The organism is Gordonia terrae (assembly GCF_001698225.1).
Taxonomy (GTDB): Bacteria; Actinomycetota; Actinomycetes; order Mycobacteriales; family Mycobacteriaceae; genus Gordonia; species Gordonia terrae.
This window is the reverse complement of record NZ_CP016594.1, coordinates 2660325-2683967: the sequence shown is the minus strand read 5'-3', so window position 1 is coordinate 2683967 and position 23643 is coordinate 2660325. Positions and strand designations below refer to the sequence as shown.

At 67.1% G+C, this 23643-nt stretch carries 20 protein-coding genes and 1 riboswitch; of the genes, 2 read left to right on the top strand and 18 right to left on the bottom strand.

Going from position 1 to position 23643, the window contains the following annotated elements:
• Positions 1-12: 12 nt before the first annotated feature.
• From gap to BCM27_RS12125, 12 genes are all read right to left on the bottom strand, one after another.
• Positions 13-1032 carry a type I glyceraldehyde-3-phosphate dehydrogenase gene (gene gap, locus BCM27_RS12180; protein WP_004021964.1) on the bottom strand — a complete coding sequence of 340 codons (1020 nt, stop codon included), beginning with the start codon at positions 1030-1032 and terminating at the stop codon, positions 13-15.
• Between the two features lie 192 nt (positions 1033-1224).
• The gene (whiA, locus tag BCM27_RS12175; protein WP_174316851.1) at positions 1225-2202 is read right to left on the bottom strand and encodes a DNA-binding protein WhiA; all 978 of its coding nucleotides are present in this window, start codon (positions 2200-2202) and stop codon (positions 1225-1227) included.
• Between the two features lie 70 nt (positions 2203-2272).
• On the bottom strand, positions 2273-3298 hold the full coding sequence (locus tag BCM27_RS12170) for a gluconeogenesis factor YvcK family protein (protein WP_004021966.1): 1026 nt from the start codon (positions 3296-3298) through the stop codon (positions 2273-2275).
• The gene (rapZ, locus tag BCM27_RS12165) at positions 3295-4227 is read right to left on the bottom strand and encodes an RNase adapter RapZ (protein WP_004021967.1); all 933 of its coding nucleotides are present in this window, start codon (positions 4225-4227) and stop codon (positions 3295-3297) included. Before rapZ ends, BCM27_RS12170 begins: the two co-directional genes overlap by 4 nt.
• Positions 4220-6271, bottom strand: a complete 2052-nt coding sequence (uvrC, locus tag BCM27_RS12160; protein ID WP_004021968.1) for an excinuclease ABC subunit UvrC — start codon at positions 6269-6271, stop codon at positions 4220-4222. The genes rapZ and uvrC overlap by 8 nt, the downstream gene beginning before the upstream one ends.
• A gap of 10 nt (positions 6272-6281) precedes the next feature.
• Positions 6282-6776, bottom strand: a complete 495-nt coding sequence (locus tag BCM27_RS12155; RefSeq protein ID WP_004021969.1) for a PH domain-containing protein — start codon at positions 6774-6776, stop codon at positions 6282-6284.
• Entirely contained in the window at positions 6773-7285 is a 513-nt protein-coding gene (ribH, locus tag BCM27_RS12150; protein WP_004021970.1) for a 6,7-dimethyl-8-ribityllumazine synthase, read from the bottom strand. The genes BCM27_RS12155 and ribH overlap by 4 nt, the downstream gene beginning before the upstream one ends.
• Positions 7282-8622 (bottom strand): bifunctional 3,4-dihydroxy-2-butanone-4-phosphate synthase/GTP cyclohydrolase II, encoded by a 1341-nt coding sequence (locus tag BCM27_RS12145; RefSeq protein ID WP_033203541.1) that lies wholly within the window; start codon positions 8620-8622, stop codon positions 7282-7284. The genes ribH and BCM27_RS12145 overlap by 4 nt, the downstream gene beginning before the upstream one ends.
• A 20-nt stretch (positions 8623-8642) precedes the next feature.
• Positions 8643-9281 carry a riboflavin synthase gene (locus BCM27_RS12140; RefSeq protein ID WP_004021972.1) on the bottom strand — a complete coding sequence of 213 codons (639 nt, stop codon included), beginning with the start codon at positions 9279-9281 and terminating at the stop codon, positions 8643-8645.
• Positions 9282-9325: 44 nt separating this feature from the next.
• Positions 9326-9482: riboswitch (FMN riboswitch) on the bottom strand.
• Between the two features lie 82 nt (positions 9483-9564).
• A complete protein-coding gene (gene ribD, locus BCM27_RS12135) occupies positions 9565-10590 on the bottom strand; it encodes a bifunctional diaminohydroxyphosphoribosylaminopyrimidine deaminase/5-amino-6-(5-phosphoribosylamino)uracil reductase RibD (protein ID WP_004021973.1) in 1026 nt (341 codons plus the stop codon).
• 4 nt (positions 10591-10594) lie between these two features.
• A complete protein-coding gene (gene rpe, locus BCM27_RS12130) occupies positions 10595-11299 on the bottom strand; it encodes a ribulose-phosphate 3-epimerase (protein ID WP_004021974.1) in 705 nt (234 codons plus the stop codon).
• A 920-nt stretch (positions 11300-12219) separates the two neighbouring features.
• The gene (locus BCM27_RS12125) at positions 12220-14601 is read right to left on the bottom strand and encodes a TPR repeat domain-containing protein (RefSeq protein ID WP_004021976.1); all 2382 of its coding nucleotides are present in this window, start codon (positions 14599-14601) and stop codon (positions 12220-12222) included.
• Positions 14602-14713: 112 nt separating this feature from the next.
• Between BCM27_RS12125 and BCM27_RS12120 the strand changes: the two genes are divergently transcribed.
• On the top strand, positions 14714-15049 hold the full coding sequence (locus BCM27_RS12120; RefSeq protein WP_004021977.1) for an ArsR/SmtB family transcription factor: 336 nt from the start codon (positions 14714-14716) through the stop codon (positions 15047-15049).
• Positions 15046-15525: an SRPBCC domain-containing protein gene (locus BCM27_RS12115; RefSeq protein ID WP_004021978.1), complete on the top strand. Its 480-nt coding sequence runs from the start codon at positions 15046-15048 to the stop codon at positions 15523-15525. The genes BCM27_RS12120 and BCM27_RS12115 overlap by 4 nt, the downstream gene beginning before the upstream one ends.
• 51 nt (positions 15526-15576) lie before the next feature.
• Here BCM27_RS12115 and BCM27_RS12110 read toward each other — a convergent pair whose 3' ends face one another.
• The 6 genes from BCM27_RS12110 to BCM27_RS12085 form a co-directional block, all read right to left on the bottom strand.
• Positions 15577-16251 carry a hypothetical protein gene (locus BCM27_RS12110; RefSeq protein WP_004021979.1) on the bottom strand — a complete coding sequence of 225 codons (675 nt, stop codon included), beginning with the start codon at positions 16249-16251 and terminating at the stop codon, positions 15577-15579.
• Positions 16252-16370: 119 nt separating this feature from the next.
• The gene (locus tag BCM27_RS12105) at positions 16371-18884 is read right to left on the bottom strand and encodes a TPR repeat domain-containing protein (RefSeq protein WP_004021980.1); all 2514 of its coding nucleotides are present in this window, start codon (positions 18882-18884) and stop codon (positions 16371-16373) included.
• Positions 18884-19174, bottom strand: coding sequence for a hypothetical protein (locus BCM27_RS12100; protein WP_239450682.1), 291 nt, complete (start codon positions 19172-19174; stop codon positions 18884-18886). Before BCM27_RS12100 ends, BCM27_RS12105 begins: the two co-directional genes overlap by 1 nt.
• A 150-nt stretch (positions 19175-19324) precedes the next feature.
• Complete coding sequence (locus BCM27_RS12095) at positions 19325-20698, bottom strand: RsmB/NOP family class I SAM-dependent RNA methyltransferase (protein WP_004021982.1); 1374 nt, start codon at positions 20696-20698, stop codon at positions 19325-19327.
• Positions 20695-21657, bottom strand: coding sequence for a methionyl-tRNA formyltransferase (gene fmt / locus BCM27_RS12090; RefSeq protein WP_004021983.1), 963 nt, complete (start codon positions 21655-21657; stop codon positions 20695-20697). Before fmt ends, BCM27_RS12095 begins: the two co-directional genes overlap by 4 nt.
• Complete coding sequence (locus BCM27_RS12085; protein ID WP_004021984.1) at positions 21658-23622, bottom strand: primosomal protein N'; 1965 nt, start codon at positions 23620-23622, stop codon at positions 21658-21660.
• Between the last annotated feature and the right edge of the window lie 21 nt (positions 23623-23643).

The following is a 23643-nucleotide window of genomic DNA, read 5'->3' as shown; positions in this document are numbered from 1 at the left end:
GTTGGGGGCGGGTCAGAGCGACTTGCCGACGAGACCGATGAGGTCGACGAGGCGGTTGGAGTAGCCCCACTCGTTGTCGTACCAGGACACGACCTTGGCCTGGTCGTCGATCACCTTGGTCAGGCCGGCGTCGAACAGCGAGCTGTGCGGGTCGGTGACGATGTCGGACGAGACGATCGGCGCGTCGTAGTACTTGAGGATGCCCTTGAGCGGACCGTCGGCAGCCGCCTTGAGCGCCGCGTTGATCTCGTCGGCGGTGGCGGTCTTCGACAGCTGCGCGGTGAGGTCGGTGACCGAACCGGTGGGGATCGGGACGCGCAGGGCGTAACCGTCGAGCTTGCCCTTCAGCTCCGGGAGCACCAGGCCGATGGCCTTGGCAGCACCGGTCGAGGTCGGCACGATGTTGATGGCCGCGGCGCGGGCACGACGCAGGTCCTTGTGCGGGCCGTCCTGCAGGTTCTGGTCCTGGGTGTAGGCGTGGATGGTGGTCATCAGGCCCTTGACGATGCCGAACTCGTCGTTGAGGACCTTCGCCAGCGGGCCGAGGCAGTTGGTGGTGCACGACGCGTTGGAGATGATGTTCTGGCTGCCGTCGTACTTGTCGTCGTTGACGCCCATCACGATCGTGATGTCCTCATCCGACGCCGGAGCGGAGATGATGACCTTCTTGGCGCCGGCGTCGAGGTGCCCCTGCGCCTTGGCGCGAGCGGTGAAGATGCCGGTCGACTCGACGACGACGTCGACGCCCAGGTCGCCCCACGGGATCGCGGCCGGGCCTTCCTTGACCTCCAGGGCCTTGATCTTCTGCTCACCGACGACGATGGTGTCGTCGCCCTCGAGGGTGACGTCGTCGGCGAGGCGACCGAGGATGGAGTCGAACTTCAGCAGGTGTGCGAGGGTCGCGTTGTCGGTCAGGTCGTTGACCGCGACGATCTCGATGTCGGTGGTGCCCAAAGCCTTTTGCGCTTCGACGGCGCGGAAGAAGTTGCGGCCGATCCGGCCGAATCCGTTGACGCCTACCCGAACAGTCACAGTTGTGCTCCTTAGCGGTATTCATGGTCGGGCCTGGTGGTCAAGCCCTGTCTGGCCGCGCGTGAGCGGTCAGCGAAAGCACACCTGAGTGGTCACGCCTCCGCGCACGTCGCCACCAGCCTAGTAGGCGACCTTGTGCTCGGCACACCGCAGGTCCGGGTCGGGCACGCCTATGGTCCTCGGACGCGTGACTCAGGCCTCGTCGAGCAGCTCGGAGGTGACCGCGGATTCGGTGTCGGGGATGCCGTCCTGGCGCGCCTTCTTGTCGGCCATCGACAGCAGCCGCCGGATTCGACCGGCGACGGCGTCCTTGGTCATCGGCGGGTCGGCGAGCTGGCCGAGCTCTTCCAGTGACGCCTGACGGTGCGTGATGCGGAGCTGCCCGGCGGCGATGAGATGGTCGGGCACCTCGTCGCCGAGGATGTCCAGTGCGCGTTCCACGCGGGCCGCGGCCGCGACCGCCGCACGCGCCGAGCGACGCAGGTTGGCGTCGTCGAAGTTGGCCAGGCGGTTGGCGGTCGCGCGGACCTCCCGCCGCATCCGACGTTCCTCCCAGACGAGCCTCGTGTCGTGGGCGCCCATGCGGGTGAGCAGCGCCCCGATGGCCTCGCCGTCGCGGATGACGACCCGATCGGCGCCGCGGACCTCACGCGCCTTGGCCGTGACACCGAGTCGCCGCGCCGCGCCGACCAGGGCGAGCGCCGCCTCCGGTCCGGGGCAACTGACCTCCAGGGCCGACGACCGGCCCGGTTCGGTGAGCGAGCCGTGGGCGAGAAACGCTCCGCGCCAAGCGGCCTCGGCGTCGGCGACACTGCCGCCGACGACCTGTGCGGGCAGGCCGCGCACCGGCCGGCCACGCAGGTCGAGGAGTCCGGTCTGCCGGGCCAGGCCTTCGCCGTCCTTGGTGATCCGCACGATGTAGCGCGCCGACTTGCGCAGTCCGCCGCCCCGTAGGACGTGGACGTCGGAGGCGTAGCCGTACAGGTCGTGGATCTCGCGTCGCAGCCGGCGGGCCACGTTGCCCATGTCGACCTCGGCCTCGACCACCACGCGGCCCGCGACGATGTGCAGGCCACCGGCGAATCGAAGCAACGCCGACACCTCGGCTCTCCGGCAACTCACCTGAGTCACCGACAGGCGACTGAGTTCGTCCTTCACCGCCGCCGTCATCGCCACCGGTACCTGTCCTCCTGTCAACAGACCACACGTCCCTCGAAGAATCGCGGAGACTTCGCCTGGGTCAGGCGTCCGCTCGGCCAGAGTAACGGGTCAGTTCACCTTCGCACAGTTCGTTCACCACGGCGGCGACTTTCGCCGGGTCATGGACCTGTCGGCCGGGCACCGCGACGTCCCCGACATTCAGCTCGGCGCCGAACAATCCGGCCGCCCGCACCAGGTGGTCACGTTCCCGCCCGGCGGGGACCGACGACGCGTCCACGAGGACGTGGTCGACCCGGAACGTGTTCGCGTGCGCGTGCAGCACATGGAGGTGCCGCTCGACCGAGAACCCCGGCGTCTCCCCCGGCTCGGGTGCCAGATTGACCACCAGCACCTTGCGAGCGTGGCTGCGCTGCAGTGCCTTCAGCTGCTCGGGCACGAGCACATGCGGGATCACACTGGAGAACCAGGAACCCGGCCCCAACATCACGAGATCGGCCGATTCGATTGCGGCGAGGGCTGATTCGCAGGCCGGCGGATCGTTCGGCAGCAGCCGGACGCGGCGAACCTTGCCGGGTGTGGTGGCCACGGCCACCTGGCCGCGGATCTCGCGACTGATCCGCGGGTCCGCCTCGAGTCCGGAGACGTCGGCCTCGATGTCGAGCGGGACGGTCGACATCGGCAGCACGTGCCCCGTGATACCGAAGGTGGCCCGCAACTCGGCGAGCGCCCCGACCGTGTCGCCGAGGACCTCGGTGAGCCCGGCGAGGAGGAGGTTGCCGATGGGATGTCCGGCCAGTGCCCCGCGGCCGCCGAATCGGTGCTGCAGGACCTCGGCCCACAGCTCCTGTCGACGGCGGGCGAGCGGATCGGCGGTCGGCGAGTCCTCGAGCCCCGTGGGGGTACTCATCAACGCGGCGAGCGCCATTCGCAGGTCGCCGGGCGGGATGAGCCCGAGCTCGGCACGCAGGCGCCCGGACGATCCGCCGTCGTCGGCGACGGTGACCACCGCGGTGATGTCGGCGCTGAGGTAGCGCATCGCGGTCAGCGTGGCATAGAGGCCGTGTCCGCCGCCGAGGGCGACGATGCGGGGCTCCCGGGCACTCATTCGCGCCCCAGGTCGCGGTGCATCACCCGGACGTCGTAGGACGCGGTCCCGGCGTCGTCTACGGCGCGGCGCAGACGAGCCGACAGTTCCTCGGCGATGGCCACACTGCGGTGTTTTCCGCCGGTGCACCCGACGCTGATCGTCATGTAGCGCTTGCCTTCCCGAAGATAGCCGCGTCCGACGATCGACACCAGCCCGGTGTAGAGGTCGAGAAATCCGTCCGCGTCCGGCTGACCGAGGACGTAGTCGCGGACCGGCGCCTCCCGGCCGTTGTGATCGCGCAACTCGTCGATCCAGTGCGGGTTGGGCAGGAACCGGACGTCGGCGACGAGATCGGAGTCGATGGGCAGCCCGTACTTGAAGCCGAACGACTGCACCGCGATCGAGAGCCGGGGTTCGGTGTCACCGGGCGCGACGCCCTCGACGATCGCGCGGAGTTTGGCCGCGGTCAGCGCGGAGGTCTCCACGACCAGGTCGGCGACGTTCTTGATCGGGGCCAGGATCGCGCGTTCGCGGGCGATCCCTTCGACGAGGGTCTCCTTGCCCTGCAACGGGTGCCGCCGGCGTACCTGTTCGAAGCGCCGGACCAGCACCTGGTCGCTGGCGTCGAGGTACAGCAGCCGGGTGCGAATCCCGGACTGCTCCAGGCTGTCTCGCAGTTGTTCGAGCTGGTGGGCGAGGTTGTCGTCGGAGGCGCGCAGCACCATGGCGAGCCGGGTGATGTCGGGATCGTCCGCCCGGACCATCCCGACCATCGTCGAGATCAGTGACGGGGGCACGTTGTCGGCGACGTACCAGCCGTCGTCCTCCAGCACGTTCGCCGCGGTGGATCGTCCCGCACCGGACATCCCCGTCACGAACAGCACCGTGAAATCGGTTCCGGTCTGCGTCGCGGTCACCGTGCTCTCCCCTTCGGTGTGGTCACTCATCGCCACCACGTCCCGCGTCACCGGTCGCCACCGTCATCTCCTTCTCGGCTCCCGCCGGGGCCGGGGTCGGGGTCTGTTCGGGCGCCGGGGTCTCGTCGGAGAGCGCGGTCTTGACCGCACGCGCCGTGGTGAGACCGATTCCGGGCACCTGGGATATCTCGTCCAAGGATGCCTCACGCAGCCGCGCCACCGACCCGAAGTGGGTCACGAGCGCGGTGCGGCGGGTCCGGCCCAGACCGGGGACGCCGTCGAGCACCGACTCGGTCATCCGCTTGCTGCGCTTGCTGCGGTGGAACGTGATGGCGAAGCGATGCGCCTCGTCGCGGACGCGCTGCAGCAGGAACAGGGCCTGGCTGTTGCGCGGCAGGATCATCGGGTCGTCGTCGCCGGGCACCCACACCTCCTCGAGGCGTTTGGCGAGTCCGATCACCGAGACATCGGTGATGCCGAGCTCGTCGAGCACCGCCGCCGCGGCGTGCACCTGGGGCGCGCCACCGTCGACGACGAAGAGGTTCGGGGGGTAGGCGAACTTCCGGGGCTGGGCCGGCGTGTCGGCGGCGGCGCTGATCTCCCCGGACACCGGAGGCGACGCGTCGGAGTCGGTGCGGTGCCGGAGGAACCGGCGTCGCGTGACCTCGGCGATGGACGCGACGTCGTCGGAGTGCCCCTCGCCGGCCGCATGCCGGATCGAGTAGTGCCGATAGTCGGACTTGCGCGGCAGACCGTCTTCGAAGACCACGAGCGAGGCGACCACGTCGGTGCCCTGGACGTGCGAGATGTCGACACACTCGATGCGCAGCGGCGCCTGGTCGAGCAGCAGGGACTCCTGTAGCTCGGTGAGGGCCGCCGAGCGGGTCGTGAGGTCGCCCGCGCGCCGGAGCTTGTGCTGCGCAAGGGCTTCGCCCGCGTTCCGGGCGACGGTCTCGAACAGCGCCTTCTTGTCGCCGCGCTGCGGCACCCGCAGCCGCACCCGGCTGCCGCGGAGACCGGACAGCCACTCCTCGAGTTCCCCGGCGTCGGACGGCAACTCCGGGACCAGCACCTCGCGCGGGATCGACTCGCCGTGTGCGCGGTCGGTGCCGACGTCGACCGTGGCGTCGAAATCGACCTGGGCGCCGTAGAACTGGGTGACGAACTCCCCCACCACATCGCCGTCGGTGCCGTTGTCGCTGCGCTCGACGACCCATCCGCGCTGACCGCGCACCCGTCCGTCGCGGACGTGGAAGACCTGGACCGACACCTCGAGCTGGTCGCCGGCGAGCGCGATGACGTCGGCGGTGGTGCCGTCGCCGAGCACGACGGCCTGCTTCTCCATCGCGCGTCGCATCGCACCGATGTCGTCACGCAGCCGGGCGGCACGCTCGAAGTCGAGGTCCTCGGCCGCGGCGGACATGTCTCGTTCCATCCTGCGGATCATCAGGTCGGTGCGGCCGGCGAGGAAGTCGCAGAAGTCCTCGACGATCTCCCGATGTTCCTCGGCGTCCACCCGTCCCACACAGGGAGCCGAACACTTGTCGATGTAGCCGAGGAGGCACGGCCGGTCGATCTGCCGGTGCCGTTTGAACACCCCCGCCGAACAGGTGCGGGCCGGGAAGACCCGGGTCAGCAGGTCGACCGTCTCGCGGATCGCCCAGGCGTGGGCGTACGGGCCGAAGTACCGCACGCCGCGCCGGCGTGGCCCCCGGTACACGAACAGGCGCGGGTACTCCTCGTTCAGCGTGACCGCGAGCATCGGGTAGCTCTTGTCGTCGCGATATCGGACGTTGAAGCGCGGATCGAATTCCTTGATCCAGTTGTATTCGAGCTGGAGCGCCTCCACCTCGGTGCCGACGACGGTCCACTCGACCGACGCGGCCGTCGTCACCATCTGGCGGGTGCGGGGGTGCAGCGAGGTGATGTCGGCGAAGTACGACGTCAACCTCGACCGGAGGTTCTTGGCCTTGCCCACGTAGATGACGCGACGGTGCTCGTCGCGGAACTTGTACACCCCGGGATCGGTCGGGATGGACCCCGGCGCGGGGCGGTAGGTAGTCGGGTCGGCCACGTGTTCCAGGCTAGTGGCCGGGCCGGACAGTCCCGCGGTAGCGCTCCTCCAGCTCGCGGAACCGGCCCATCGCGTCGATGGCGCGCTGACCGTCACCGGCCTGAACAGCCAGGACGGTGATGTGTTCGTCGGCGGGGAACAACAGCCACGCGCCGAAACCCTTCTCCGGGTACGTGAGACCGAGAACACGATCCCACTCGAAGAGTCGGACCGTCGCGAGATTGCGGACCTCGACACCGGCGGCGCCGACGCGCAGCCGCGGCCGGGTGAACAGCAGGATGGCCGCCGAGACCAGCACCCCGATGAGGATGATCGCGACCTGGTCGGAGCCGCCGAGGTTGCGGACGCCGACGTCGTCGATCGTCAGCAGCAGACCGAACGTGATGTGGATCGCGAGCACCACCACGGCCGCCGCGATGGCCCACCGGGGCAGGTTGCGGGGCCGGTAGACCAGGTCCCACCCGGCCGCGTCGGAGCCGGTCGGCGGGGTGTCCGCAGGACTCACGCCGATGCTCCTCCGACGGCCGCCGGGAGGGTCTCGCCGCGCTGCAGTGCGCGCAGGGTCAGCGCCGACGCCAGTGCGGCGACGGTTGCCTGGGCGCCCTTGTCCTCCGTCGAGCCCGGGAGGCCGGCGCGTGCGATCGCCTGGTCCTCGGTGAGCACCGTGAGCACACCGTTGCCGACCGGTGTCGACTCGTCGAGCGACACCCGCGTGAGACCAGCGGTGACGGCGTCACACACGTAGTCGAAATGCGGTGTCTCGCCTTTGATCACGACACCGAGGGCGACCACCGCGTCGTGGGTGCGGGCCAGCGCCTGCACGATCACGGGCAGTTCGATGGCGCCCGCGACCTGCACGATCGTCGGTTCGGTCACGCCGTTGTCGCGCGCGGCCCGGATGGCCCCGTCGAGTAGTGCGCCACAGACGGTCTCGTGCCACTGCGACGAGACGATGGCGAGACGCAGGGCCCCGGCATCGGCGAGTTCGAGGGTCGGCTCTCCGTGGCCGCTCATGCAGGTGCTCCTTCAGATGCGCCGTCGGTGGGCTGGGCGTTGTCGGAGTGGGCGTGATCGTCGAGGCCGACGAGATCGTGGCCCATTCGATCCCGCTTGGTGCGCAGGTAGCGCAGGTTCTCGGCGTTGGCGCGCACCGGCATCGGGACGCGGTCGACGATGTGCAGGCCGTATCCGTCGAGCCCGACGCGCTTCGCCGGGTTGTTGGTCAGCAGTCGCATGGACCGCACCCCGAGGTCGACGAGGATCTGGGCGCCGAGTCCGTAGTCGCGCGAATCCGCGGGCAGACCGAGTTCGAGGTTGGCGTCGACGGTGTCGGAGCCGGCGTCCTGCAGCTGGTAGGCCTGCAGCTTGTGCAGCAGGCCGATGCCGCGGCCCTCGTGGCCCCGCATGTACAGGATGATGCCCCGGCCCTCGGCGGCCACCATCTCCATCGCCGCATCGAGTTGCGGACCGCAGTCGCAGCGGAGCGAACCGAAGACGTCACCCGTCAGGCACTCCGAGTGCACGCGCACCAGCACGTCGTGTCCGTCGGCGTCACCGCCGGCGATGTCGCCCTTCACGAGCGCGACATGTTCGACGTCGTCGTAGACGCTGGAGTACCCGACCGCGCGGAAATCGCCGTGGCGCGTGGGGATCCGGGCGTCGGCGACGCGCACCACATGCTTTTCGTGACGACGACGCCAGGCGATGAGGTCGGCGATCGAGATCAGCGCCAGGTCGTGTTCGTCGGCGAACACGCGCAGCTCGTCGGTCTGCGCCATCGAGCCGACGTCCTTCTGGCTGACGATCTCGCAGATCACCCCGGCCGGCGCCAGATCGGCGAGGCGGGCGAGGTCGACCGCTGCCTCGGTGTGCCCGGGACGGCGCAGCACGCCGCCTTCCTTCGCCCGCAACGGGACCACGTGGCCGGGGCGCGTGAAGTCGGCCGCGGCTGCGTCGGGATCGGCCAGCAGGCGCATCGTCGTGGCACGGTCGGCGGCGCTGATGCCGGTCCCGATGCCCTCGCGGGCGTCGACGGTCACGGTGTAGGCCGTGCCGTGCTTGTCCTGGTTCATCGAGTACATCGGCGGCAGACCGAGTCGGTCGCAGGCGTCGCCGTCGAGCGGGACGCACAGGTAGCCGGAGGTGTAGCGCACCATGAACGCCACCAGTTCGGGGGTCGCCTTCTCCGCAGCGAAGATCAGGTCGCCCTCGTTCTCGCGGTCCTCGTCGTCGACCACGACGACGGCCTTGCCCGCCGCGATGTCGGCGATGGCGCGTTCGATCGTGTCGAACGCGACGCCGGTCTGCCCGGCTGCGGTCACGTCATCACCGTCATTTGGCGACTCGCTCATCAGAACCTCACTCGTTGTGCTCATTTCGTCCCCGCAACATCAGGAGTACCAGTCGTGTCCGAACCCAGATGAAGGCGCTCGACGTATTTGGCGATGACGTCGACCTCGAGGTTGACCACGGTGCCGGGCCGGGCGGCGCCGAGATTGGTCTCGTTGAGGGTCGTCGGGATCAGGGAGATCTCGAACCAGGAGTCGTCGCCCGATCCGCCGACCGCCGACACGGTGAGGGAGACACCGTCGACGGTGATCGATCCCTTCTCGACGAGGTAGCGCGTGAGCGTCTCGGGAACGGCGATCCGCACGACCGTCCAGTTCTCCGACGGGCTGACCGCAGCGATCGTTCCCGTGCCGTCGACGTGTCCCTGCACGATGTGGCCGCCGAAACGACCGTTCGCGGGCATGGCGCGCTCGAGGTTGACGGTGCTTCCGGCGGCGAGGTCGGACAGCGAACTGCGGCGCAGCGTCTCGCCCATCACGTCGACGGTGAACTCACCGGGACGGAGGTCGACGACGGTCAGACACACGCCGTTGACGGCGATCGAGTCGCCATGACCGGCGTCGGCGGTGACCACTGGCCCGCGCACGGTGAATCGGGCGGCGTCGGAGAGATCCTCGCGGTCGGCGATGACGCCGAGTTCTTCCACGATTCCGGTGAACACGCACTCCTCCTGCTCGCTCGGAGCAGACAGGGCGGCCTCGTGTCGCCTGTTCTCTCGCATCCGGACTGTGACCGTCGGCTTCGGATTCGCACCGAATCTGCTGTCCCTGCCTGGTGGCAGGCGCTCGCGGGCTGGACGATGCGGATCCACCGCACCCTCATCACCGCCGGTGGGGAATCTCACCCCGCCCCGAGAACTGGTGACATCGACGCTAGCACGGTCCGCGATGTCAGTCGCATTGCGATTCCGGTGAGTGAAAAGCGTCGCCGACATGTCGCGTCGCTCAGTTGTCGCGCGAGGTTGTCGACGGTCGCGCCAGGGTGACGAGGACGTCCTCGCCGAGCCGGGTCACCGAGCTCGTGCGGAAGCGCAGGCCGTCGGCGAGGGTGGTCACCCCCGGGATCTCGACCGAGCTGCGACCGGCGCCCAGCACCAGCGGGGCGACGTAGGTGTGTACCTCGTCGACGAGTCCGGCCGCGAAGAACGCCCCCAGGATGTGCGGCCCGCCCTCGACCAGCACCCACAACGCGTCGGGCAGTGCCGCGAGGACGTCGGCGGGGTCGTGGGAGTCGACCTGGATCAGCGGGCCACCGGCCGGATCCCGGAGGCGGGCGTCGGCCGGGAGGTCGCGATGGCCGAGAACGACCCGCGCCGGCTGGTGCGGATACAGCATGCCGTCGGCGGTGCGCGCGGTGAGCGTGGGGTTGTCGGCCAGCGCGGTGCCGGTGCCGATGACGATGGCGTCGATCCGGGCGCGCTGTGCGTGCGCGTGATCGCGGGCCGCCGGACCGGTGATCCACTGGCTGGTGCCGTCGGGCGCGGCGATCCGGCCGTCGATTCCGGCGGCGATCTTCGCGGCGACGTGGGGCCGGCCGAGACGCTGCCGGGTGAGCCACGGGCGGAGCGGACCGTTCTCGACGTCGGCGGCGCCGACTCCCCCGGTGACGCGCACCCCGGCAGCCCGAAGCGTGTCGGCGCCGCCGGCGGCGACCGGGTTGGGGTCGCTCACCGCGTAGTGGACCTCGGCGATGCCCGCCTCGACGAGGGCATGCGCGCACGGGCCGGTCCGACCGGTGTGGTTGCACGGTTCGAGGGTGACGATCGCGGTGCCGCCGCGCGCGGCGTCGCCCGCGGCTCGTAGTGCCATCACCTCGGCGTGCGGTCCGCCGGGTTGTTGGGTCGACCCGACGCCAACGACAGAGCCGTCGGCGGCGAGGATGATCGCGCCGACGGGCGGGTTCGGTGAGCTGATCCCCATCGCCTCCCGGGACGCGCTGATCGCGCGTTCCATGGCGGCGGCGATGTCCATCGGGTCAGACCTGGCTCTGAGCCCGAGCGGCGGCAGCCGATTCGCGGAGCGCGGCGACGGCCTGTCCGGGGTCGTCCGCACCGTAGACGGCCGATCCGGCGACGAAGCAGTCGATGCCGGCCTCGGCGGCCTCTTCGATCGTGTCCGCATTGATGCCACCGTCGATCTCGACGAGGAGCCGCAGATCCTCGGAGTCGATGAATTTCCGGATGGCGCGGGCCTTCTCGAGGACCTCCGGAATGAACTTCTGACCACCGAAGCCCGGTTCGACGCTCATGATCAGCAGGGTGTCGAAGTCGCGCAGGATCTCCAGGTACGGCTCCAGCGCGGTTCCCGGCTTGATCGAGAGCCCCGCCTTCGCCCCCGCCGCGCGGATGTCACGGGCGACGCCGATCGGGTTCTCGGTGGCCTCGGCGTGGAAGGTGACGTTGTGCGCGCCGGCCTCGGCATACGGCGGCGCCCAGCGCTCCGGGTTCTCGATCATCAGATGGCAGTCGAGCGGGATGTCGGTGGCCTTCAGCAGGCTCTCGACGATGGGGAGTCCCAGGGTCAGGTTCGGCACGAAGTGCGCGTCCATGACATCGACGTGCAACCAATCGGCGCGGGTCTCGCCCGGCCGCGCCACGGCAGCGGCCTCGGCCGCGAGGTTCGCGAAGTCCGCGGAGAGGATGGACGGGGCGATCATGGGCGCGGTGCCAGCGGTGCACATGGTCGACAAGTGTAGGGCGCGGGGTTCGTACGGACGTATAGCGGTCGGGCCGGGTCCACGGAAGTCCCGACCTTTCACGACTTCGCCACTCCGGACCTGGAAGTCAGCAGAGTTCGGGCGTGATCCTCCGGGACCCGGCGATGAACACAGTCACAGTGCCGAGCCTACGGGCCAGCCAGGATCCTGGGGCTGCGGAGAGCGCGGCACGGGTCCGCTGCCGCGGACCTCAGCCTCCGCGGGCACTCCTGCAGGGAGCGGCTCGGCATTGCACCCTTCGGCTTCCTCGGGGAACCCGCCCGCGGAAGCGAGAAACTCAAAGTCGTCGACTTTCCAGTCACCGAACACATCACTGTCCGGCCTTCGTGCAATCCCGCGCTGCCCTGCCGGCGGGGCCTGCCCCAATCTAGAGAATTCGATTATCGAAGCCAGACTGCTTTTTGGATGAGTTCGCCAGCGTTTCGCCCCTGAGCTATCGACAGAGGAGTGATAACCGAACTCGCACAGCACAACACGAGTGCGGTATCCTCGCTGCAGACGGCTCAGCACACTAAAGGTTGACGTCCCCACCAGTTTCGACGATGCACTCTGACTCGGCAGAGCCCGCATCTTGGCCTCGGTATCTGAGGGCGAAGCGTCCACGAAACCGGGATACGCCCACGACAACGACTGCCCCTCCTGCGCCAAGTAAAACGACTCCACGTATGCCCGAATGAACGTACCCTCCGCACTCATCGGATCGAAGCGGTCATTCGCTGGCCATCGGAAGGTGACGTCGAAACCGGACGGTAGGCCCTCATCTCGAGTGGCACTACCAGGGGACGCCTCTCTGTCCTGGTTGTTACTGGCTCCGACGCACGAGGTCAGCGCAAGCACCGTAAGTATCACCAGAAATGCCCTGCCACCACGCAGTAGCAGATTCCTCACCACCCAGCACCCTTCGGGAGCTTGGGATCCTTCAACCTGTTCAGCTGATTCTCGTACTCGTTCAGGAAATCGTTGTCCCGGTCACCGAATATGCCTTGCACCACAGAATTGATCTTCTTTGTGTCGCCACCCTCAACGAGCCCGTTGCGTCGTAGATTTTCGACAAACTCCGGGTCATCCATTCGGTCGCCATAAATATCGCGCATTTCTAGGCTATTTAAGAAGCTGGGGTTACTTCGTATATATCCCTCAAGCAGTCCTTGATAGACCGAATCCAGATTAGTCCCTCTGAAAACGCTTGCGCGAACCTCGTTGAACTGGACATCTGGGCTGATATCGTCCGGATTCGGCGGCATCCCGACCACGCCCAGCTTAAGCGACGGCGAAGCAACATCTACGAACGTTTTGAAGAGCGGATTCAGGTTGGGGGCCGCGAGCCCCAATGACTTCACTGAATCGAATGCAGCACCGTGTAGGGCATAATCACGTGCGGCCTCATAACGTTTGTCGGCGACATCCTCGTCGAGCATCTCGTTCAATCCACCGGTCATCGCGCCATGCAACCGCCCCACAACCTCGCCCAACCCGGCACGAGTCGCGTCGGCTCCGAATATCTGTTCTAGTGCACTCGCCTGCAGCATGGCATTCGTGTTGATTATTCGTCCTGCATCCGGGTCTGTATCCAGAATATGGAACAGCGCCTTGAAGTCATATGCGTCATCGAGAGGCACAACGCCTCGAGTCTCGAATATATCGGAATCTGCGCCTCCGAGTTCGGCCAAGTACGGCGCGACGGCCGAAGCCAAGGTTCGCGTGAGTTCAGGGTTCAGCGCGCCAAGAGATTCCGGTGAGCCGTTAACGTCTGCGAAGTCAACCTTGTTGTCCGCTATGAATCGAGCCAAAGCGCTGGCGACCTCGCCCGACCTAACACTGTCGGCCATCTGTTCCGCAGTTGCGTGATCTGGCGTGTTGGCGACGCCTGGCATCCAGTTGAAGAGTTTGTTGATGCCGTCGCTCTCATGCCCCGCCTCATCGGTCCAATCGAACGTCAGTAGATGCTTGAGGGCTTCGGCATCCTTGAATGACCGCTCGGTGCCGTCCATATCGAACGTGGTCGGCATCGTGCTGCTGGACGGATTGCCGGTTGCCGACATCACTGCGTCGTGTACCGCGATGTGATCACTGCCCGCGACCCCGAGCATGTGAACCAGGAGACTTTCGACTTCGCCCTTACCGACGAGATTGTGATCCAACAGGCCCGGATTGGAGGCATATTCAGTGGCACCTGCACCTGCGATCTCACTGGCTCTCGCGATCAATGCCCGGTCGACGTCGCTTCCCAACTGCACGGACTCCGAACCGTACACTCCACCTGCCGGATCGACCGAGCGATGTTCCAAGATGTCCATCACCGACTTGAGGTCGTCGAAGGTCTTCAGATCGGTGACGGACCTGTGGCCGCCGGAGTGCGCGCCTGAGTCCGGAACCGTCAGCCGCCCCTTACTCGCAGCAGATTCGGTCAGCGCGTCTCGGATCGGCGTCGGGAGCTGACTCATCCCGCCGGTCACGAATGGTGCTTGAGTCCCCCAGATCTCGGCAAACACATTCGAGTCGGTCTGCCCGGTCCGCAGGTTGCGGTTCCCGAGCATGTACACACCGTCAGCGAGACTCTGCTTCAGAGTTTCTCGCTCAGCGCCGGTGTACTTGTCGCCGAACGACACCAAGGCGCCGAGGGACAGTGGGTGCCCTTCGGGACCGCCACCCCAGTTCGGCGTATAGATCGCCTTCAGGTAGTCGAACTGCTCCTTGGGAATGACCGCAAAATCTCCGCGGGCCAGCGCTGCACGCTGTTCCGGGGTCAGGCTGGTCGCGCTGAAGAACCGATCCTTCTGCTCCCTCGTGGCGGTCCCACTCATGATGGCTTGGACATCGATACTGGCCTGGCCCGGTGAGTAGCTCGACGCCAACGGCGCATTGCCCTCCGCGTCCCCGAAGGCCGTCGCGAGCACTCGCGCCCCATTGCGATCGTCCTCACCCATCTGGTCTGCCAGTGACTGAAGCGAGAGGGTGGCCGTTTTGGCTTCTTCAGAACGCGACGCCTGGTCGGCGAGAATCGCACTTTCGGTCGCGCTCCCCGCCTCCACGCCCTTGAGCTCGGCCGCATAGTCCCGGGTGTCTCGTACAGTCCAGTCGTCGGCAACGCTGAACTTGTCCCGTTCCAGTCCGAGCGCGCGAAGCAGCGCCGTGGTGCGATTCGGGCCGATCGCTGACGAGGTATTTCGTAGGACGTTGGCAGCGTGGGTGAGGTCGGCGCCGAGCTTGTTGATCTCGACCCGATCAGAGCCGGCGCATTTTGTGTCCGGAGGTGCCTCGTACATACATTCGATATTACCTGGATATGCGCTGTTTGGGAGCATCTTTACACAGCTCCGAGCAATCTCTTTCACTTAGCCGTTGAGTTCAGTGAACGATCCTGCAACACTTAGCCACATGGCACATGGTCCTACTCCACTGGACGACATCTTCGGCGCCCTGTCCGACCCGACGCGTCGCGCCGTCGTCGAACGACTAGGGCGTGGACCCGCGAGTGTCGGCGAGCTCGCTGACCCGTTCCCCATCACCCTGCCGTCGTTCATGAAGCATCTCCGCGTTCTGGAGGACAGCGGGCTCGTCTTGACCAAGAAGGTCGGACGCACGCGGATGTGCACCCTCGACAGGCGCCGTATGCGCCGTCTGTCCACGTGGCTCGAACACCAACGCACCGTGTGGACCGAACGCACCGACCGTCTCGAGCACTTCGTCACCGACACCGAGGAGACACCATGATCGACCCCGAACTCGACCTCACGCTGCACCGGGTGATCCGCGCTCCGCGACAACGGATCTGGGATGCCTGGACCCGACCGGAGCAGTTCGCCAAGTGGTGGACTCCGGCCCCGACGGTCACCCGCGTCGACCGCCTCGAACCCGAGCCCGGCGGTGCGCTCGTGACCAGGATGAGCGACGACGGAACCACTTTCGTCCCGCACATGAACGCCGTCTTCCTGGTCGTGGATGCGCACGAGCGCCTGGTGTTCACCAACGCCGTCGACAGTTCGTGGCGTCCCGCCGAACCGTCGCCGGTTCCCATGACCGCCGAGGTCACATTCGCCGAGCACGCGGACGGAACCGAGTACAGCGTCGTGGTGCGCCATCGCAGCCCGTCCGATCGTGACCGCCATGACGAGCTCGGTTTCTACGACGGCTGGGGTTCGGTCACCGCCGCACTCGCCAACCTCGTGGAACACGGAGCAGCACAATGACAATCGCCGTCGCGGACTTCGTCGTGATCGACGACGCCACGGTCGTCAGCTTCATACCGACGGATGGACCCGCCAACCGGGCGACGGCTTCATCACCGGCCACGGTCGCGGCCCGAAACTGTCCGGCTGTTGTGGAATTTCAGCGTTCCTCCCGATTCGGTCGCACTCCGCCTCATCGTCGATATAGCGCGTACCCCCGACCGATTGCCGAATGTAGTCGACAACGCGCCACGCGCCGAACACATCTCGGGTGGCACCTCTTGCTCCCCCACCTCGGTCGGCCGCCGGGACAGCGCCAGGCGCGCGTTCGAATACGATGACAGCGGGGAAGGTCCAACGCGGGTAGCTCGTATTCTGCCATTCGCGTGCAGGAGCCTCGGGATTCCTGCGCACGGATTGAATCTCACTGCGACACAGGACCATGGTCGTGAACAACCCGTCGTCCTCGCGCCGGAGAGGACGAAAGAAGTACGTGCCGGCCAGGTCCGTCGAGTAGCTCGGGGACACGAGCCGACCAGCGACGAGGGAGTCGATGTCCGCCGGTGCAGCCTCCCTGAACCCCGGATAGCCCCACTCCGGAGATCGACCGGCGAACGCCAACTCAAACGATTCGACGAAGGCCCGCACGAAGGTGCCCGTCGGTTCATGCAGGTCGACGACATCGGTCGGCGCCCAACGGAAGGTGACGTCGTACCGCGGCGGCAGATGATCCGCCGACGATGCCACCGACGACGACTCCCGGAGAGGCGGATCGTTGGGACCACACCCGGTTGACGTGACAAGCACTGCCAGGACCAGGAACAACCCGACGACGGTTCTGGCTGCGCGTGGTGGAACGACCACAGTCACCAACCCTCCCGATGCTCGGTCGCTGTCCTGGCACGGTCGAATTGCGGGTCGTACAGGGTGCTGTAGTTGTCGATCTCGGCGCCCGGGAGGTTCAACATGAATTCTGGAACCTTGGCCAGGTTCACGTCTGCCGGGAATCTGCCGGTTGCTCGCACCCCTTCGAAGAACGCTTCGTCCTGGCCCGTGAACATTCGTCGGAAACTCGGGTCGTCAACGAGATCGGGATGTGCACGGAGATGGCCCTCCAACATCTGGACGTATTGAGCCTCTGTCGACGTGGTCTTGAAGACTTGGTTGTCGAGAGCTGACAGCTCCGCATTGCCGGTGCCCTGCCCAGGTGGGAGCCCCACAAACTCTAGCTTTGCCTCTGGCGCGGACACGTCGAGAATGGCTTTCACGATTGGGCCGAGGCCCGGCACTGCCGAAACCAACGCCTTGCCGCTGTCGTACATCGCACCATGCTCGGTATAGGCCTTGACAGCGTGGCTTCGACTGTCCTCCGTATCGTTGTCGATCTGCGCCTGCATTCCCCCAGTCATCGCACCCTCGATTCGACCTGCGAGAGTACCGAGCGATGCTCGTGTCGGATCTGCACCGAAGAGTTCCTGGATGTGGTCGACTTGGATCGCTGCCATCGAGTTGAAAATCCGCCCTGCTACCGGATCCGAGTCAAGGACCTGAAACACCGATTTCAGCTCGTAGGCGGAATCCAGAGATGACGTGCCCAAAGTCCCAAAGATGTCCGGATCCGCACCGGCCAGTTCCGGAGTATATGGAGCGATAGCTTTGGCAAGGGTCTGCGTGAGTTCGGGATTGAGTTCGCCGATCGCGAGCTTGTCGTCACCGATGTCGACGAGTTCGGTCCTGTTCTCCGCGAATATTCGTGCAAGCTCGCTCGCAACATGACCAGCTCGCTCACTTTCGGCGATCGCCTCTAGACTCCCATCGTGCGGAATCGCGGCATCGGGCATCCAGTTGAACAGTTTGTTCACCCCGTTGCTGCCGACTCCCACTCCGTTTGCGTCGACTTGATCCGACCAATCGAAGGTGAGCAGATTTCGCATCGCATCAGAAGCGTCGTACGAGCTTGCTCTCCCGTTCAGGTCGAAGACCTCGGGCATGGAACCCAGCGGAGCCGCACTACCGTGACGGCCCATGAGCGCGTCGTGGACAGCGATGTGGTCGCCGCCCGCGTTGTCAACCATTCTTCGTAGAAGCTTCTCGACATCGCCGTGCGCGATCTCATCGTCGCCGATGCTGTAGGCATCCTTGCCATTTCCTCCCCCCGCGATCTCGCTGGCACGCGAAATCAGGGCGCGGTCGATGTCACTGCCGAGTTGGTTGCTTTGTCCCGGCTCGATCGACCGATGGTCGAGGATATCCATCAACTTCTGAAGTTCGTGGTACTTCTCGATGTCGGCGTAATGACCGGTCAAGGTCATCGATCTCGACACATCCCGCTCCGACACCGCCGACTTTGTCAGCAGGTCCTTGACCGATGCGGGCAGCTCATTCACGCCCCCGGTCACAAACCTCTGCGGCGGTGTGAGGCCCAGGGTCTGCAATGGTCCAGCGAGGAAACCCGGCTCGAGTCGCTGCTCTGTCCGCACCCGGGGATTGCCGAGAAGGTAGAGGCCGTCAGCGAATTGCCGTTTCAGCACGTCCGACTCCGCGCTCCCGAAGCGATCTCCGAAGGTTGCCTGCGCGTCCAGACCGCGCGGCAGCCCCACGACTCCGCCCTCCGACGCCTCATAGAACGCCTTGAGGTAATCGAGTTGCTCCTTGGCGATCACTGCATAGTCCCCGCGGGCCAACGCGCCGCGCTGCTCGGGCGTCAGCTGTGTCGCGCGAGCGAAACGCTCGCGCTGTTCGTCGGTAGCCGTTCCCTGCATGATGGCGAGCCAGTCGGCCTTGGCGGTTTGGGGTGAATAGGCCGAAGTCACGGGCGCGTGTGCGTCGGCGCCGGCAAACGCCATGGCGAGCGCGCGAGCACCGTTGCGGTCGTCCTCCCCCATCTGATCTGCGAGACCTTGCAGGGACAGCATTGCGTTCGTGGCCTCAGTCGCTCGGTCGGCTCGCTGGGACAGAATGCTGCTTTCAGCGGCGCTCCCAGCTTCTACACCGTTGAGCTCGCTCGAATAGTCACGGGTGTCGGTGACCGACCAATCGTCGTGCACCTCGAAACGATCCATCTCCAGTGCCAACGACCGGGTCAGCGCAACATTGCGGTTGGCGCTGATTGCCGTCGAAGTGTTCCGTAGGACATTCGCCGCTGCAGAGAGTTCGGTACCGATCTTGTTGATCTCCGTACGGTCCGACTGCGTTCGACTTTCGCACCCGCGTTGAGATGCACCCACCCATGCCTGCGAGTCACCTGCGATCATTGGTGCGTCGACCATTTTCTGCGTCTGTCTCAACAACAGCGAAACGGCGGTATCGAGCTTGTTGGCTGCGTCGTCGAGAGACAGAACGTCCCATCCGTTGACGGTCGACCGGGAAGGCCGATTCATCAGAACTCTGAGATCGCGTTGAAACCGCTGGCCAGCTCGTCCTCGGTGTCAATCACTTGCTGTCCAGCCTGGAAGCAGGTCTGCGCCACCTGGTCCAGTCTGGACGCTGCCCTGCCGAGAACCGCGCGCACGAGGGAATCCTTGTCCGCGCAGGCCTCCCCGATCGCCGAGTTCGGCATTCCTGCGGTCGCGAGAACGAACGCGCCCTCGGTCTTCCAGAGACTTCCGATCTCGGTACCACATTGCGCGAGCGTGGCTCCGACGTCGTAGATCGTGCCGACCTCGTCCACAGCAAACCGTTCGCCCACCATTTCCCCCGTCCGAGCGCACGCAGGCTCTCTGCCAGTTGCGAAAACGCGATCGCAGACTACCCCAGGACGACTCCGAAGTCTCTGCCTTGTGCACACGTTGACCGACCGGACCGGGCTCGGTCGTGGTCGTCAGTCCCGCGTCAACGCCGCCAAGAACATGGCGTCGGTGCCGTGGACATGTGGCCAGAGCTGTACGTGGGGGCCGTCGCCCAACAGGTCCGGGCCGAGTTTGCCCACCGTCACGAGCGGGCGGGCATCGAGTTGGCGCACGCCGTCGACCGATGCCACCACGTCGGCCACCACCGCGGTCGTCTCGGCCGGGTGTGGCGAACACGTCGAATAGAGCACCACACCACCGGGTTTGACCAACCGCAGGGCTTCGGTGAGCAGTTGCTTCTGGAGGACGACGAGTTCGTCGACGTCGGCAGCGGTCCGGCGCCACCGGGATTCGGGGCGTCGGCGCAGCGACCCCAGCCCCGAGCACGGGGCGTCGAGCAGGATCCGGTCGTAACCGTCATCGAGCCCACTGGACCGGGCGTCGGCGACATGGATGGTCACCGGCAGGTCGGACACGACCTTGCGGATCAGGCCGGCGCGATGCTCGGACACCTCGACCGCATCGAGTCGGGCACCGTCGATCTCGGCGAGCGAACCGATGAGTGCGGCCTTTCCGCCGGGGCCGGCGCACATGTCGAGCCATCGACCGCCGTCGTCGGCGACCTCGGCAACGGTCACCGCACGAGCGATCAGCTGACTGCCCTCGTCCTGCACGCCCGCGTACCCCTCGCGAATCGCGGCGACGTCGCCGGGATCGCCGCCCGGCAGGTAGACGCAGTACGGGGAGAAGTCGCCGACCTCGCCCTCGCTGGTGAGAGCGAGTTCCTCGGCGGTGATGAGACCGGGACGCGCCACGAGATGCACCGGCGGTCGCTCGTCATCGGCGGCCAGCGCAGCCTGCAGTTGTCCCGCCGAACCGCCGAGCGCATCGCGGAACACCTCCGCGATCCATCGCGGATGGGCGTACTGGAAGGCGAGATAGCCGACGAGATCGTCCGCGGGCGACGGGGCGAGCTCCTCCACCCACATGTCCTCGTCCTTCTGCGAGACCTTCCGCAGCACGGCATTCGCGAAACCCGACGGTCCCATTCCGTTCTCGGAACGCACCAGATCGACCGACGTGGACACCGCGGCGTGCGCGCCGACCCTCGTCCGCAACAGCTGATAGGTACCCAGGCGCAAGACGTCGAGAACCGAGCCGTCGATGTCGGCGACCGGCCGTTTCGCGGCGGCCGAGATCACCGCGTCCAGCAAACCCTGTGCTCGCGCCGCACCGTAGGCCAGTTCCGTGGCGAAGGCAGCGTCGCGTCCTTCGATTCTTCTGTCCCGCAGCATCTTCGGAAGAACGAGGTTGGCGTAGGCGTCGCGTTCACGCACTGCGCGCAAGGTGTCGCGGGCCGCCACGCGGGCGGGATCGAGATCCTTCTGCCGGAACTTCCCGCTCATCCCAGGACCGTCCCGTCGGTCAGACGCGCGCCGCGGGCCCAGTCGGGCGCGGGCATCGGCTTCTTTCCGGGCGGTTGCACGGTGCCCAGTGCCACCGGCTGCGAGCCCGTTCCGACGAACACCGCCTTCTTGCTGACCGCGAGAGCACCGGGCGCGAGTGAACCGTCCCGCACCGCCTCGGGCAGACCGGGGTCGTCGGTCGACAACACGATCGACACCGGCCCCACCTTGATCCGCGCGTCGTCGAGACTCGTCCACGGTCCGGGGGCGGGGGTGTACGCGCGGATCAGTCGATCGATGATGTGCGCCGGCAGGTCCCATCGGACCTTGGCGTCGTCGACCTCGATCTTGGGCGCGTGGCTCACGCCGGCCGTGGGCTGTGGTTCGGGGGCGAGTTCGCCCGCCTCCAGGCCGTCGAGGGTGGACAGCAACAACCCGGAGCCGGCATCGGCCAGCCGTGCCAGGAGGTCGCCGCTGGTGTCGGTGGGCCGGATGGTCTCGGTCAGCACGCCGAAGACCGGGCCGGTGTCGAGGCCCTTCTCGAGCCGGAACGTGCTGGCGCCCGTCACCTCGTCGCCGGCCGCGATGGCGGCCTGGACCGGAGCCGCACCGCGCCAGGCGGGAAGCACCGAGAAATGCAGATTGATCCAGCCGTGTCGCGGGAGGTCGAGCAGTCCGGGTGGTACGAGCCCGCCGTAGGCCACGACGGCGCCGCAGTCGGGAGCCCAGCGCCGGAGCACGTCGTCGACCTCCGGCTCGGACAGCCGTCGCGGGGTGATCACCTCGAGCGAGTGCTCGTCGGCGAGTAGGCCGACGGGAGACCGCATCACCTTGCGGCCGCGGCCGGACACCGCATCGGGGCGGGTGACGACCCCGACGACCTCATGTGACGGCGAGTCGATGAGGGCCTGCAACGACGGCACGGCGACCTCGGGGGTCCCGGCGAAAACGATGCGCATTCATCCGATCGTAGGCGGGTCGATCTGCACCCGGATCGGCCCGGTCTGCCGATGCGTGTTCCGGCGGACCTGGCCCGCGACGAGCGCCTCCGCGAGGAACCGTCCGTCCTTACGCGGCAACCGCACCAGAATTCGATCCATCTCGTCATCTGCCGCGGCCTCCCAGTCCGCGCTTCCGGCGGGGGGCCGCACTCCTGGAGGTAGGGGCACGGGTCCGAGAACGTCCGCGTCAGTGGGCAATTCGAGATGCTCGACGAAGTCCGTGATCACCCCGGTCGGTCCGTCGACCGAGGCCATCGTGACGGCCGGCGGAAAGCCGAGTTCCACCCGCTGCCGCAACTGGATCGACGCGAATCCCACCGGGTCCCAACGGATCAGCGCTTGCACGGGAGCCAGTGACGAGTCGGCGACGATCACCACGCGACCGCCATCGCCGTGCGGCGTGACCATCGCGGCGAGCGCCATCCAGCGGCGGACCGCGTGCTCCTCGGCGCGCAGGTCGGCACGGTCGAGCTGCGCCCAGGTGTCGACGACGACCGCCGCGCCGTACCCGCCCGGAGCCACCGGTTCGGCGCCCGGTGTCGCGACCACGAGCCGCGCACCGGGTTCGATCTCGTCGAGGATCGTGTCGCCCCCGCTGGTCAGGACGGGCACACCGGCGAACGCGCGGCCCAGCTCCTCGGCCGTCCGGCGGGCGCCGGTCACCGTCGCCCGCACCGAGGTGTTGCCGCACTCCGGGCAGCGGAAGGACCGTTCGGGACGCCCACACCATCGGCAGCTCAGCCGCTGGTCGGCGTCGAGTTGGAGGGGACCGTGACAGGCGCGGCAGCGCGCGTGTTCCCGGCAGCGCGTGCACGCCAGCGACGGCACATATCCGCGCCGCGGGACGCTGAACACCACCGGACGATCGGCGGCGAACGCCGAGCGTGCCGCGTCGAACGCGACTTCGGGGATACGTGCCGACCTCGCCATGGGGTCGCGCGCGATCTGGCGGTCGTCGTCGGAGATGGCCTGGACGCGTGGGCTGCGGCCACGGACGGTCGCGCGATCGGCGACGAGATCATGCGCCCAGCCCGACGCGACCAGCGCCTGGGCCTCGGCGGTCCGGGCGAAACCGCCGAGCAGCAGGCCGCATCGCTCGTGGTGGGAGCGCAGCACCGCAACCTCGCGGGGGTGCGGATACGGCGCCCGCGGGTCCGACATGCTGTCGTCGCCGTCATCCCACACGACGACGAGGCCGAGATCGGCGACCGGCGCGAACACCGCGCTGCGGGTGCCGATCACCAGTTGCGCGGCGCCCCGCCGCACGGCCAGCCACCTGCGATAGCGCGCGGTGGGTCCGAGACCGGCCGACAGCGCGACACCACGATCGCCGATCAGCGGCTCACACTCCGCCCATACGCGATCGAGATCCCGCTGATCGGGGACGATGAGAATGCACCCGCGCCCGGACGCGAGCGTCGCCGCGGCGAGCTCGGCGAGACGACGTGGCCAGTCCTCCCCCGGCAGGGCCTGCCAGACGGCGCGCGGATGGCCGTCGACGAGATTCTCGACGTAGGAATCGGCGAGCGGATACCGATGCCAGTCGGCGAGCTCGGGCGTCTCCACGACGGAAGTCGGTTCTGGAGTCGTCTCCTTCTCGGTGCGCGCGTGCCGCGGCGGGATCGCCAGACGCACGACGTCGCCCATGGTCCCCGCATACCGATCGGCCACAGCGCGACACAGCGTCGCCAGTTGTGGGGTCAGCACCGGTTCCGCGGACACGACACGGTCGAGCCACCCCAGCTTGCCGGGGTGATCGCTCTTCTCGATGCGGTCGAGAAGGTAACCGTCGACGAGCCGACCGGAGAATCGCACGCGGACGCGCACGCCGGGCTGCGCGGCCTCGTCCTGGTCGGCGTCGATCAGGTAGTCGAACGGCCGGTCGAGGTGCGCGAGTCCCAGAACAGGCAGAACACGGGCCACCGGCAGCTCAGCGGCCGGGAC